Source organism: Hyphobacterium indicum (assembly GCF_003129605.1).
Taxonomy (GTDB): domain Bacteria; phylum Pseudomonadota; class Alphaproteobacteria; order Caulobacterales; family Maricaulaceae; genus Hyphobacterium; species Hyphobacterium indicum.
Genome location: NZ_QBDX01000001.1, coordinates 353440 through 365610, shown reverse-complemented (window position 1 = coordinate 365610; position 12171 = coordinate 353440). Strand labels below are relative to the sequence as shown.

At 62.2% G+C, this 12171-nt stretch carries 17 protein-coding genes; 6 read left to right on the top strand and 11 right to left on the bottom strand.

The genetic code is table 11. The features are described 5' to 3' along the window. The first annotated feature begins 5 nt into the window (after positions 1–5). A complete protein-coding gene (locus tag DBR16_RS01755) occupies positions 6–455 on the top strand; it encodes a hypothetical protein (protein ID WP_109259518.1) in 450 nt (149 codons plus the stop codon). On the opposite strand, the gene DBR16_RS01750 is transcribed toward DBR16_RS01755, so the two are convergent. From DBR16_RS01750 to DBR16_RS01735, 4 genes are read right to left on the bottom strand one after another with little or no spacing between them, the layout of a single operon-like run. Then, entirely contained in the window at positions 452–1264 is an 813-nt protein-coding gene (locus DBR16_RS01750) for a PhzF family phenazine biosynthesis protein (protein ID WP_109259517.1), read from the bottom strand. The two genes, DBR16_RS01755 and DBR16_RS01750, sit on opposite strands and share 4 nt — an antisense overlap. Further along, on the bottom strand, positions 1261–1761 hold the full coding sequence (locus DBR16_RS01745; RefSeq protein WP_109259516.1) for a DUF1254 domain-containing protein: 501 nt from the start codon (positions 1759–1761) through the stop codon (positions 1261–1263). Before DBR16_RS01745 ends, DBR16_RS01750 begins: the two co-directional genes overlap by 4 nt. Next, complete coding sequence (locus tag DBR16_RS01740; protein WP_233347493.1) at positions 1758–2360, bottom strand: DUF1214 domain-containing protein; 603 nt, start codon at positions 2358–2360, stop codon at positions 1758–1760. Before DBR16_RS01740 ends, DBR16_RS01745 begins: the two co-directional genes overlap by 4 nt. Beyond that, complete coding sequence (locus tag DBR16_RS01735; RefSeq protein WP_161539366.1) at positions 2357–3244, bottom strand: thioredoxin family protein; 888 nt, start codon at positions 3242–3244, stop codon at positions 2357–2359. The genes DBR16_RS01740 and DBR16_RS01735 overlap by 4 nt, the downstream gene beginning before the upstream one ends. A gap of 128 nt (positions 3245–3372) precedes the next feature. Between DBR16_RS01735 and DBR16_RS01730 the strand changes: the two genes are divergently transcribed. Further along, positions 3373–4200 (top strand): class I SAM-dependent methyltransferase, encoded by an 828-nt coding sequence (locus DBR16_RS01730; RefSeq protein WP_109259514.1) that lies wholly within the window; start codon positions 3373–3375, stop codon positions 4198–4200. On the opposite strand, the gene DBR16_RS01725 is transcribed toward DBR16_RS01730, so the two are convergent. Together DBR16_RS01725 and DBR16_RS01720 are read right to left on the bottom strand one after the other, a co-directional pair. Continuing rightward, positions 4185–4847: a glutathione S-transferase family protein gene (locus DBR16_RS01725; protein WP_109259513.1), complete on the bottom strand. Its 663-nt coding sequence runs from the start codon at positions 4845–4847 to the stop codon at positions 4185–4187. The two genes, DBR16_RS01730 and DBR16_RS01725, sit on opposite strands and share 16 nt — an antisense overlap. 232 nt (positions 4848–5079) lie before the next feature. Then, positions 5080–6066 (bottom strand): SRPBCC family protein, encoded by a 987-nt coding sequence (locus DBR16_RS01720; protein ID WP_109259512.1) that lies wholly within the window; start codon positions 6064–6066, stop codon positions 5080–5082. A gap of 213 nt (positions 6067–6279) precedes the next feature. Here DBR16_RS01720 and DBR16_RS14035 point away from each other — a divergent pair, with 213 nt between their 5' ends. Next, complete coding sequence (locus tag DBR16_RS14035) at positions 6280–6423, top strand: hypothetical protein (protein WP_170108313.1); 144 nt, start codon at positions 6280–6282, stop codon at positions 6421–6423. A 130-nt stretch (positions 6424–6553) separates the two neighbouring features. Here the strand turns inward: DBR16_RS14035 and DBR16_RS01715 are convergent, their stop codons facing one another. Together DBR16_RS01715 and DBR16_RS01710 are read right to left on the bottom strand one after the other, a co-directional pair. Next, positions 6554–6817: a hypothetical protein gene (locus DBR16_RS01715; RefSeq protein WP_109259511.1), complete on the bottom strand. Its 264-nt coding sequence runs from the start codon at positions 6815–6817 to the stop codon at positions 6554–6556. Positions 6818–6821: 4 nt separating this feature from the next. Further along, a complete protein-coding gene (locus DBR16_RS01710; RefSeq protein ID WP_233347490.1) occupies positions 6822–7256 on the bottom strand; it encodes a GFA family protein in 435 nt (144 codons plus the stop codon). Positions 7257–7290: 34 nt separating this feature from the next. Between DBR16_RS01710 and DBR16_RS01705 the strand changes: the two genes are divergently transcribed. Further along, on the top strand, positions 7291–7869 hold the full coding sequence (locus tag DBR16_RS01705; RefSeq protein ID WP_145959640.1) for a YkgJ family cysteine cluster protein: 579 nt from the start codon (positions 7291–7293) through the stop codon (positions 7867–7869). A gap of 3 nt (positions 7870–7872) precedes the next feature. Next, on the top strand, positions 7873–8166 hold the full coding sequence (locus DBR16_RS01700; protein ID WP_109259508.1) for a GIY-YIG nuclease family protein: 294 nt from the start codon (positions 7873–7875) through the stop codon (positions 8164–8166). A gap of 175 nt (positions 8167–8341) precedes the next feature. Here DBR16_RS01700 and thiC read toward each other — a convergent pair whose 3' ends face one another. Genes thiC through DBR16_RS01685 form a run of 3 tightly spaced genes read right to left on the bottom strand, consistent with a single transcriptional unit; the run spans position 8342 to position 11178 of the window. Then, complete coding sequence (gene thiC, locus DBR16_RS01695; RefSeq protein ID WP_109259507.1) at positions 8342–10333, bottom strand: phosphomethylpyrimidine synthase ThiC; 1992 nt, start codon at positions 10331–10333, stop codon at positions 8342–8344. Between the two features lie 27 nt (positions 10334–10360). Then, on the bottom strand, positions 10361–10807 hold the full coding sequence (locus DBR16_RS01690) for a hypothetical protein (protein WP_109259506.1): 447 nt from the start codon (positions 10805–10807) through the stop codon (positions 10361–10363). Continuing rightward, a complete protein-coding gene (locus DBR16_RS01685; protein WP_109259505.1) occupies positions 10804–11178 on the bottom strand; it encodes an MmcQ/YjbR family DNA-binding protein in 375 nt (124 codons plus the stop codon). Before DBR16_RS01685 ends, DBR16_RS01690 begins: the two co-directional genes overlap by 4 nt. Before the next feature lie 247 nt (positions 11179–11425). On the opposite strand from DBR16_RS01685, the gene DBR16_RS01680 reads away from it, so the two are divergent. Beyond that, positions 11426–12163, top strand: coding sequence for a hypothetical protein (locus DBR16_RS01680; protein ID WP_109259504.1), 738 nt, complete (start codon positions 11426–11428; stop codon positions 12161–12163). The last annotated feature ends 8 nt before the right edge of the window (positions 12164–12171 follow it).

Genomic DNA, 12171 nt, shown 5'->3' with positions numbered 1-12171 from the left:
TCACGATGAAAAGCTTTGCGAAAATTCTGTCCGCTGCGGGCTTTCTCTCGCTCGCGGCATTTGCAGCGCCCGCGGCAACCGCCGGTGTCTGGCATCTGGATGCCGCGTCCTGCCCGGATCTTCGGGAAGACCGCCGCGATTACCGCTATGGCCACGGGCGTTATGACCGGAGAGAGGACTATCGCGACATGCGCGTCATTCAGTGTCCGCCGCGGTCCTGGACCTATGTCGCCGACCACTATGAGTATCGCTACGGCCCACAACGGGGTTCCGGAGCACGGCGCGGCACGCCGGGTGTGGTTTACACCAATGGCTATAACCAGTTTTACCGGATTGCCCGGAATGGCCGTTATGTGCCGATCGACGTGATCGTGCATAATCGTGGATATGGACGGTATGACCATCCGTATCGTGGCCGGGGCTATGGCGCAGAATTCCGCCTGCAGATTTTCTAGAGCCGGATTTCACCCTCGAGAAAGCAGGTGGCCCGTCCCGTCAGAAGGACGCGGTCACCGGCCGGCTCGACGATCAAGGCGCCCGGGCGCGGTCCGATCTGCCGGGCGGTCAGCCGCTCGCGTTCCAGCTTGCCGCACCAATAGGGAGCAAGCGTGCAATGAGCGGACCCGGTGACCGGGTCCTCCGCTACGCCCGACGCCGGGGCGAAAAATCGTGACACGAAATCAGCCGACGTGCCGCGGGCGGTCACAATCACATTGGTGAAGGCGCTCTTCAGAAGACTCTGATCGGGGGACATTTCCGCAATCGTCTTTTCGTCCGCGAACACCATCATCTGATAGTCTGCGCCATGGACACGGTTGATGTTCACGGTCTCGACGGGCGCACCCGCGCCCAGCGCCTCGACCACAATGGGGTTGGGATCAGCGGGTGTAAAAGGAATGGCCGGCAGGTCCATCGCGAACCGGTCCTGGCCTGCTTTCCGGACGATGAGATCGCCGGATCTGGTTTCGAAAACCGCGGAATCGCCTGTCACCAGCCCCTTCTCGAAAACCCAGGCACCGGACGCGAAAGTGGCATGACCACAGAGCGCCACCTCGACCGTTGGCGTCAACCAGCGCAAATGCCACCGGTCGCCGCCCTGCGGCACCAGAAAAGCGGTTTCAGACAGGTTGTTGGAAGATGCGATACCCAGCAGCACGTCATCGGAAGGATAGTCATCCATGAGGCAGACGCCGGCCGGATTGCCGGTAAAGGGCGCTTCGCCATCCGCAAAGGCATGGAGTTCGGCATAGGGAATCCGGTTCATGACGGGTCTGCTTCCCCGCAAAGATCGCCCTCACGGCGGGCGGTATCAGCGCGGGCTATCGCTGCATCGTCTGCGGCCAGGCGGCGGATCAGCGCAATGCCCCGTTCGCTGCCCAGCGCCACACCGGCATCACCGCTCTGGACGATTGTAACGTCGATATCGCCGGCAATCTGAGAATCGTTGAAGGCAGCGATATTGTCGGTATTCGCTGCAAATAGCGAAAGCGACATGTAGCCGTCCCAACCGGCCGCGCGGATATGCACCGGCCCGTCTGACAGATCGAGCATGCAGACCGAATACAAGAGATCCGGTGAAGGGCGGACAACGCGGCGGCTGGTCTCGTCCGTTGGCGGCACATGCGCGATGGTATTCGCCGTCATGCCAGTGTCCTCGAAACGAGCCATCGCCGTCTTCATCGCCAGACGCGGCAGATACCAGACCGTGGCGGCATGAATTCCGGCCGCAACCAGAATGAAAGCCAAGAAGTAACGGATCATAGCGCCGCTCCCGTGCAACCCAGCCGGATAATGCGTGGTGTCACGAGTGCCGTTTCCGGCGTTTCGAGCACGGCCGGGCTGGCATTGTAGAGACGGTAGATCAGATCGAATTGTCCGGCATTTCGGCTGGAAATCCAGAAAGAACCATCACCCGGATCCGTGGCCTGGATTGTGGCACGCCACAGCCCGTCCTCTCCCGCCATCGCGCGCGTCCCGTCTATGGAATGCGCATTGTCACTATTCTGTGCCAGATAATAGTCGGCAGCATAAAGCGTGACCGACCACCAGCGCGCATCCGGCATTCCGCCTTCCAGAACATAGGCGCAATTTTCCCGAAGCCGGTGGCCGTCATCGTCCATCACGCGCAGATAATAAACGGCTTCTTCACGGCGCAGCCCCAACAGGCCCCGGCGCGCGACATAGGCGCGCGTATAGGGGCCGGCCGCGGGAGACCCGATCGCCGGATCGCTGGTCCAGTCATTGACCTCGATCGTGCGGAACAGGCCGGGCGGATTGAAGGCCAGCCAGCCCGACATGAAAAGCGCCGAACCCAGCCCCGCGAAAATCGCCAGGGACAGAGTGACCAACCAGCGGATCATAGCGCCCATCCGTCTTCTTCCCAAGGAAAGCGGACTCCGCTGTAATCCGGAAATTCCAGCCGGATATCGGGCCGGGCAGCATCGAGTTCTGCGGCCAGTTCCGGTGTCAGATCGCTTCCGAGCTCAAAAAGCGCATCGCGCACAGCCTCGCGAGCATCGGAGAAAAGTGCATTGCGGTCTTCCCGCATCCGACCCCGATGCCGGTCGATGGCCGCTTCAACGGAACGATAGAATTCGACGCGGCGTGCAGCGTCCGTGTCCTGTCCGGCAGATGCAAAGTCCTCGTCCAGCGTGGCGCGCCAGTCCTGCAGTCTGACATAGGCTTCTGACAGGCGGGTGCCTTCACGGTGTTCCCAGTCCTCAATGTCTTCCACCAGTGCTGCATAGGTCTGTGTGTTCTCGACCACACCGCCACCGGGAATAGTAAACGCCATCAGGCGGAAATAGCGGACAACATCGTCGTGCGGCCTTGAATAGGCCGTGTGCCAGGAGTGCATGGTGTCCGGGTTCAGCAGGCCCAGTTCCGGATCGATAACGAAGACGGTCGGCGTGCCGTAGATCGTCGGAACACCATAATCCCGGGCGATGTCGAGATTGCGGTGCCGCCAGCCGACATCAACGAGCACCAGCTCGTATTGGTCGGCAATGATCTCCTCTAGATCGCCTTGCGCAAAATGATCCGCGAGGCCATGGCTGTCATGGCACCAGTTTGCCCCGAAAACGAGCAGGACACGATTGCCGTTTTCTGTTGCCGCTGCCAGTGCCGCGTCGAGATCCGCACGGGCATCAGCGGTCGCGTCAAACGGGCCGTTTCCACCATCCCGCGCGGAAACATGTGCGGTCATGAAAACCAGGCACAGAGCGGCCAGAACCAAACGCAACATCATCTCTCCCGTGAGTTCGCTTTATCTGCCCATCAAACGATGTGAGGGCCCGGATGTCGAGAGTGTGCTGTTGTACTGGCCAGAGTGTTTCAAGGGCGCTAGATGTCGAATGAGGGAGCGGGGTATTCATGACAGTCGAATTGCGGCCCATCCAGCGCGCCTGCCCGAATTGCGGCGCGGATGAGCCCCGTGATCTGGGTCTGGGCCGGACGCCATGGACGATCGGCGCGTGCCCGCCCTGCGGTTTTGCCTATCTGACGGCAGCGGCGTCCTATGCGGATCTCTCGGAATTCTATTCCTGGGACAAGGCCATCCTGCTCGAGGCCAAGCGGCGCCAGCAGGCCCAGCCTGTTGTGCAATGGCTCGACGGGGCCACGCGCTGGCGGCTGCATGTTTTTCCGCGGCCGGAGACCCGCACCTTCCTGCAGGCGCTGGTGCCGGGCGGAAAAGTGGTCGATATCGGCTGCGGCAGTGGCAAGCAGGGCCTCGCCCTGCCGGACCGATACACGCCCTTTGGCGTCGAGATTTCCCGAACCCTCGCCGGGGAAGCGGAGGCCGCTTTTTCCGCGCGCGGCGGATCCTGCCAGCATGCGCCCTCGGCGGAAGGACTGGGGCAATTTGACGAGGACCTGTTCGACGGGGCGATGCTGAATTCCTATCTGGAGCACGAGACCGAGCCGCTGGCCGTGCTCAGGGCGCTGCGCCGGGTGTTGAAGCCGGACGGTGTTGCGGTTGTGAAAGTGCCGAATTTCGCGTCCTGGAATGCGGCCCTGATGAAGCAGAACTGGTGCGGCATCCGGCTGCCGGATCATGTCAATTATTTCACGCCGGCCTCGCTGGCCGGGATGGCGGAAAAAGCGGGTTTCAAAACCGGTTTCCCGCAGCTGACCAATCTGCCCACGAATGACAATTTCTGGGCCTTCCTGCGCCCGGCACCGGCTCAGGCATACGCGTAAGGGCCGCCGCGCTGCAGCGCGCGCTGATACGCCGGGCGGGCATGGATGCGTTCGAGGAAAGCGGCGATATTCGGCAGCGCCCCGGCCCCGCCGCGCGCGGCGGCGGCTTCCAGCGGAAAGCTCATCATGATGTCGGCGAGGGTCATTTTATCGCCGGCAAACCAGCCGGTTTTCGCCAGCGCCTCTTCCCAGTATGCGACATGTTCGGCGACGCGCGGATCGACAAAGCCGGTGAGCGCCTTGCGGGCGACGCTTTTCACCAGCGGCTTCATCAGCAGCGGCGCGCGGTTGGGCAATTGGGTGAAGACCAGCTTCATCAAGAGCGGATTCATGGCTGAACCCTCGGCATAGTGCAGCCAGTAGCTCACCGCCCGCGCTGCCGCACTGCCCGGCGCGACGGCCAGATCGCCGGCGCCATGGGTGTCGCGGATATATTCGAAAATCGCGCCGGTCTCGGCGACGATAATGCCGTCCTCCCCGATCACCGGGGATTTGCCCAGCGGATGGATGGCATAGAGTTCCGGCGGGGCGAGCATGGTCTCTGGATTGCGCTCATAGCGCTTGACCTCATAGTCCAGGCCCAGTTCCTCAAGCAGCCAGAGGACGCGCTGGGAACGCGAATTTTCAAGATGGTGGACGATGATCATGGCGCGGGCTCCGGGTGCGGGTTAGGATTGGGAAACTAGAGGGGCGGGCGGAAAAATCGAGCGGCGGAAAATTTTCCGGACTCCAGTTTTTGCAAATCCGTCTCCTACTACAACTACTACAATGACGACGGCGGCCAAGACGGCCATTCCGGCGGCGGCACGGCACCGCGCCGGGTGACAGTATGCGGCCCAATGCGCCGCTGCGGATAAATTTTGCGGCGAACCGCTCCTATCAGCCCCCGCCCACGCGATCGGAGATAATAACGAGGATATTGCGCTGGATGCCGCCTAGCATGATTTCGCCCCAGATGGCGGCGTAGTGATTGGCCGGACTGGATGCGCGATAGCGGGTTGTAAGCGTCAGCCGGGTTCGTCCGTCTGCCATCGGCGACAGTGTATAGCTTCCGGTTTCGATGCCCAGATAGTCGGAGTCGGGACCAATATGCGCGTCCGTATAGCGGGCAACCGAGTCATTTGGAAAAACAAAGCGCCAGGCCAGATAGGTGTCTTCCCGCCAGTCGGTGACATGCTCTTCAAAGGTGATCCGGTCGCCCCATTGAGCCAAACGCCGCGCGCCAATACCCTCACCGGCTACCACTGCGGAACGCGGCCGCGGAATCCGGAATACGTTCTGGGCGATGGTGAAGACACCCTCATCGTCACCAAGCTCTTCAAGGGTCAAAAGATGCGGCCAGATGTTCTCGGCCGGCGCGTCAATGATGATAGAACGCTTCACCTCGAAATGATGGGTTGGATTGTCGGCGGACCACCCTGGTAAAAATGCCAGAAATGGCAGCATCACCAGCGCACTACAATGCAGCATAGCTCTTTTACGGAAAAGGTGGTGTAGCCAGCTTATGGTAGCCGCGCCTATCACAGCGCTCATTGCCCAAGGTCCGACAAGCAGGGCGATACAGATCAATCCCTCACCCGCCAGCGCCGATATGGTGGCCAGAACCGCCAGAGCCAGAAGGGCTGTAATATAACCGCGGATTCCGGCTTTCCTCTGTCCGTTGGGATCGATTGCAAAACGGAAAATCGCGCCGAGCGCAAATGGCAGGGTAAAAAGCATGGAGAACCCGACAGCCCAGCCAGCCCCGGCTTCCGTTCCGCCCAACACATAGAACAAGCCAGCAAACAACAGCAGCGCTGCAAATGCAATAGTGATGCGGACACCGACCCAGATCCGAGCCGAGCGAGTTGCTGCGTTCCGTGTCATTGTCAGCTCCCCCTCTTCACACCGAAACTGGCTAGCAGATTTTCCGTGAAAATACTTGCGGTGAAAGAACGCGGTTCGTCCCCAGCCTGTTCATACACGCCTTGCGGATAAATTCCGCATACGCCGGTGACGCGGCGTGATATATTCTGCTTGTTGCCGGCATCGGGCCGGCGCAAAGCGGAAGGCGCTCGGCCTTCCTGAAGGGTTATTCCCATGGCCAAGGGCCAACAGAAACAGGGCCGCGAGGCGAAAAAGCCGAAAGCGGAAAAGAATATCAAGAAGAAGCACAATGCCTCCGAACCGTCCCAGAAAACGGGCCAGGTCGGCGGTCTGGAGCATATGAAAAACCGCAAATAGGCAGCGCTGGCACCTCCCCCCTCCCCGTCATCCTCCGGCTTGACCGGAGGACCTCTTCGAGGATGAGATCACCCGGTTAAACTGTGCGATGACGGGCTTGGGGGCTCTGTCACCCCCCTTGCCGGCGCGCCTAGCCGTCCGGTCTCCGCTTTTTGCGGCCGAGCCATCGCCCGAGCGCGGCGAAGAGGAGGGCGAGCAGACCGCACGCCAGCGTCATGGCGGCGTAAACCGGTGTGGCTTGCGCGTCGTAAACGACCTCGCCGCCGAGGAACCGGCCTTGCGCATTATAGGTCAGCGATGCGCGCTCAGCCCAGATATAGCCGAAGAGAACGGTCAGCGCGGCCAGACCCAGGCCGGCGGCAAAACAGGACCAGCTGGCGACCCGCCGGATCATGCCCCTACCCCATGCCCAGGCGGCGCGTCCCGAGCGCGTCGAACCGCGCCAGCGCAGCGGCCGGCCATTCCGCCTGCATGCTGTAAAACACGTCGAACGCGCGAACATCCCCTGGCAGGTCGATGAAGGGCGCTTTTGTGCGGGTGAAAATATGCACGTCGGGCGGACAGGCGTCCGGCGCGTCCAGCGTCATGACGCGGAGAAAGGCCAGAACCTCGCGGCGGCCATAATCGCTCCACAGCGCGGTGAGGCAGTCCGGGCAGCGCCAGATGTCATGCGGGCGGCCGCTATCGGTTGTCTGCTGTGTGCGCACGGGCTCGCCCGCGGTCAGAGTGATCCGGTCGCGCTCGATCAGCGCATTAACGGCAAAGGGTCCGCCGGTCTGTTTCTGGCAATCGCGGCAATGACAGCCATGCACAAACAGCGGATCGCTGGACAATGCGTATCTCACCGCGCCGCAAAAGCAGGCGCCGGTGTGCGGCGGTAATGGGGCCATATCGGTCTCCGGTTCGGCCGGGTGGCGGGACGCCAACCTTAACCCCGCCCTGCTCTGTGCAAAACGGTTTCATGCGGGCGATGAATCCGGCTTGCCAGACGGGGCCGGACGCCCTATCTGCCCGCTGCCGCCGGCCGATACGGGAGGCCGTATCCGGGCGGTGGATGTGTTTCGCATGCCGGTCCAGGCGTTTGATTGCGTCTCTTGCGGCGCGTGCTGTTTCAGCCGCAATCCGCGCTATCTCGTTTTATTGCCGGAAGATGCCAGCCGGCCCCTGCCCCGGGACCAGCTTTTTGAAGAGGGCGGGCGCACCTTCATGGATTTTTCCTGCGGGCATTGCGCGCATCTGCAGCTGGAGGCCGGACAGGCGCTGTGCGGCGTCTATGAGCACCGCCCCGAAGCCTGCCGCGCCTTCCGCGCCGGCAGTTTCGAATGCCAGCGCGCGATCCGCGCGAATGGCGTGATGGGGGAAGGGTGCGGGAGAAGGGTGTGGCTTGATTACCGTCGCCCCTGCGGAGGCCGGGATGACGAGATTATGATTGCCATTTATAGTTGAAATATGAAACGGCCCTGCGTCTACATTCTCGCCAGCCGAAGGAATGGCACGCTCTATACCGGCGTTACATCCAATCTGGCTGCACGCGTTGAAGAACACAGACAGGGACGCGCATCAAAATTCACCCGGAAATATGGCGTCACCCGCCTCGTCCATTTCGAGCTGTTCGAGGAAATCGGCGAGGCGATCTTGCGCGAAAAGCGGATCAAGAAGTGGAAGCGCGCCTGGAAACTTGATCTGATCGAGCAATACAATCCGGATTGGAAAGACGTCTCCGGCGAAATTCCATACGATTGACGCGCCCCCTGCCCGTCATCCCTGCGAAGGCAGGGACCCAGAGCAACGGTGAAACCCGTCAATCCATGCGCGCAATCTGCGCGGCGATGACGCTGGCGGCTGGTTGGCGCAGGGCGTGCCGGTTGAAAGGGCGCAACTGGGTCCCTGCCTTCGCAGGGATGACGAGTGTTTTGTTCTATTCCTTCGTTTCGAGATAAATCTCGCCGCCCTTTTCCTGGAATTCGCGCGCTTTTTCGGCCATGCCCTGTTCGGCCTCGTCGACCGAATTGGGCGCCCGGGCCGAGCCGAACTCGTCCCGGATTTCCTGCGTGATCTTCATCGAGCAGAATTTGGGTCCGCACATGGAGCAGAAATGCGCCACCTTGTGGGCGTCCTTGGGCAGGGTCTGGTCGTGGAAATCACGCGCGGTTTCCGGATCGAGGCCGAGATTGAACTGGTCCTCCCAGCGGAATTCAAAGCGCGCGCGGGACAAGGCATCATCGCGCAGGCGCGCCGCCGGATGGCCCTTGGCAAGATCGGCGGCATGGGCGGCGATCTTGTAGGTGACGACGCCGACCTTCACATCGTCGCGGTCGGGCAGGCCGAGATGTTCCTTCGGCGTGACATAGCAGAGCATGGCACAGCCAAACCAGCCGATCATCGCCGCGCCAATGCCGGAGGTGATATGGTCATAACCCGGCGCGATATCGGTGGTGAGCGGGCCCAGCGTGTAGAAGGGCGCCTCGCCGCAGGTTTCCAGCTGCTTGTCCATATTGGCCTTGATCTTGTGCATGGCGACATGGCCGGGGCCTTCAATCATCACCTGACAGCCATGATCCCAGGCGACTTTCGTCAGCTCACCGAGGGTTTCCAGCTCGGCAAACTGGGCGCGGTCATTGGCATCTGCGGTGGAGCCGGGGCGCAGCCCGTCGCCGAGGCTGAAGGAGACATCATAGGCGCGCATGATCTCGCAGATTTCCTCGAAGCGCTCATAGAGGAAGCTCTCCCTGTGATGGGCGAGGCACCATTTGGCCATGATGGAGCCGCCGCGGGAGACAATGCCCGTCACCCGGTCGGCGGTCAGCGGCACATAGGGCAGCCGCACACCGGCATGGATGGTGAAATAATCCACCCCCTGCTCGGCCTGTTCGATCAGCGTGTCGGCGAAAATGTCGAAGGTGAGGTCTTCGGCAACGCCGCCGACCTTTTCCAGCGCCTGATAGATGGGCACGGTGCCGATCGGCACCGGCGAATTGCGCAAGATCCATTCGCGCGTGTTGTGGATATTCTTGCCGGTGGAGAGGTCCATCACCGTATCCCCGCCCCAGCGGATGGCCCAGACCATCTTGTCGACCTCTTCCTCGACCGAGGAGGCGACGGCGGAATTGCCGATATTGGCGTTGATCTTCACGAGGAAATTGCGGCCGATCACCATCGGCTCCAGCTCCGGGTGGTTGATATTGGCCGGGATAATGGCGCGGCCGCGGGCGATCTCGTCGCGGACAAATTCCGGTGTGACAAATTCCGGTACCGACGCGCCGAAGCTTTCACCATCGGCGAGGTTTTTCGCGGCATCGGGCAAAGCATGTGTGCGGCCGAGGTTTTCGCGTTCGGCGGCGTAGATCATTTCGTCGGTGATGATGCCGGCGCGGGCGAATTCCAGTTGCGTCACCGGATGGCGGTCTGCCTTTCCCCTCCCCTTGATGGGGAGGGTGGACGGATCGCCAGATCCGGCCGGGTGGGGTGAGGTGGCTTCACCCCTACCGGTTTCGCTGCGCTCAACCACCTCCCCCATCAAGGGGGAGGGAAAAGTGGTGGCTCTCAGAGGTTTGTGCCGCACCGGAAAGGCGCGGGCGAGATATTTGCCGGTGGCCCCGCCATTATCCAGCGGGGTCGGCTCGCGGCCCTCGCAGAATTCCACCCCGCCGCGCGCCATGATGCGCTCGGTGCGCCAGCGCGGCAGGCCGGCCTCGACATCAATGGCCGCGTCCGGATCGGCATAGGGGCCGGAGGTGTCATAGACGCGCACCGGTGGCTCCATCGCCGTCGGGTGCAGCTCGATCTCGCGGTGCGGCACGGCGAGGTGCGGCGCGGCCTGCGGGTGCGTATAGACCCGGCGCGATCCCGGCAGCGGGCCGGTGGTGACGTTCGGCGTCTCGAAGGCGTTCTGGCTGGTGGGCTTGTTCATGGAGAGGCTTTCTTTTCGGGATTATCGTCAGCCCTGCACCGCCCAGCGCACATTCGGGCTGAGCAGGGTGAGGCTGTCATCTTCATTCTGGCGGACATCAAAGCGGTAAAACGCGGTCACCGTGCGCCGGTCCTCCTCATCTTCCGCCGCGGAATTGTCGGAGATGAAGGTCAGGGTGCAGTCATGGGCATTGCCCTGGCCCGGCCAGGCCGTGCATTCCGCCGTGCGGGAGACCTGTCCGGCCAGATCCAGCTCCGGCAGGTGCCAGTAGGCCAGGGCGGTTTCCGGGACAGGTGCGCCGGACTGCCAGTCGGACGGGACAAGATTGTCCGCTTCGTCCAGCAGCAGGGCGTGAAGGGCGGCGGCCTCGCCGGACAGGCTGGCGGCCGCGTCCTGATCCGCGTCAGGGGCCGGGCTGCAGGCGGCGAGAAGGCCGGCCAGGCCCGCCACTGCCAGGGCTTTCATCGCGGTCATGATTTGCTCTCCATCAATCCGAGTTCGCGTTGCAATTTCTTCGTCAGGCCCGCCGCGACGAGGCGATGGCTCTCGGCGAGATAGGCTTTCAGATCCTCATCCGATAGCGTGTCCGTGCCCGTGCGCTGGATCCATTTCATGCCGCGCGAGGCGAGATAGGGCGCCGGGCGGCAGCCGGGCTGCTCGGACAGGATTTCAAAGGAGGTATCAGAGGTCTTGAAGGAGACGCAGAACGCGCCCTGATCATCATTCCAGCCGCCGACGGTGAAGACCTTGCCGCCGACTTTCCAGACCGAGGCATTGCCCCATTGCACCACATGGGTGGTGTGCGGCAGGCCGCGGCAATACTCATCGAAGTCCTCGCGCGTCATCGCGTCTTTACTCCATCCCGCCGCCGGCATGACCCGGATCCGGTTGTTAAGGGTAAGATCTCAGCCCGTGCAGCCCGTCTGCGCAGACACCCCCTGGATGACATGACCATCGCAGAGACGATGACGCGATGCAAGGCGCGCGGCGGGTATCGTGGACAGCAGCCTCACAATGGCGTGATCCGGCTTGTGCCGGTCTGGTCCGTCGTGATGATCGCGCCTGTATCATCTGGCAATCCGGAGGTTTTTCATGATCATTGCGGCATTCAGCGCGCTTGTCCTGCAATCAATGCCCTATGCGGAGGGCTGCACGGAAGGGGTGTGGGAGGCACTGAGCCAGACGCGCAATGCGCAGGGCGAAATGAGCGGCAATCACGACCGCTCGAACCGCTATTGCTTCCATGACGGACGCGCGGAACTGGCGGAATACCGGTCGCTGGGACCGGACAATCAGCCCGTCTTCTTCGGCGTCTCGCTGACGGTCTGGAATGCGGACCGCACCGAGGGACGGACGCTGTGGGCCATGGTCGGCGATGCCGGCTATACCGAAATCGTACAGCACTGGGACGGGGATGTGCTGGTGACGACCGGCGACGGTTTTGATGCGGGCGGCCGTTTTCTGGAACGCGCCCGCTATGAATTCGCGCCGGGCGGCGATTACCGGTTCGAAATGGACCGCTCCTTTGACGAAGGCGAAAGCTGGGAGTCGCCCACCAATATCATCGAGGCCCTGAAAACCGCCCATCCGCCGGAACCGCTCAACGCCACATGGAGCCCGAATCTCGCCGCCTCTGCCGCTACCGTCATACCGGAAGGCGGCCAGGTCATTCTGGACGGCCTTGCCTGGTTCGACTGGATTCTGGCGGATTCCGGACAGCCCGCCGGGGCCAGATTTGCCGCGCCGGTCGAGGCGGATGGCCAATGGGTCTGGCAGGTTCTGACCTGGACCGCAGACGGCATCGAGGTCCGCCATCAGGCAATGAACTGAGCGCCTTC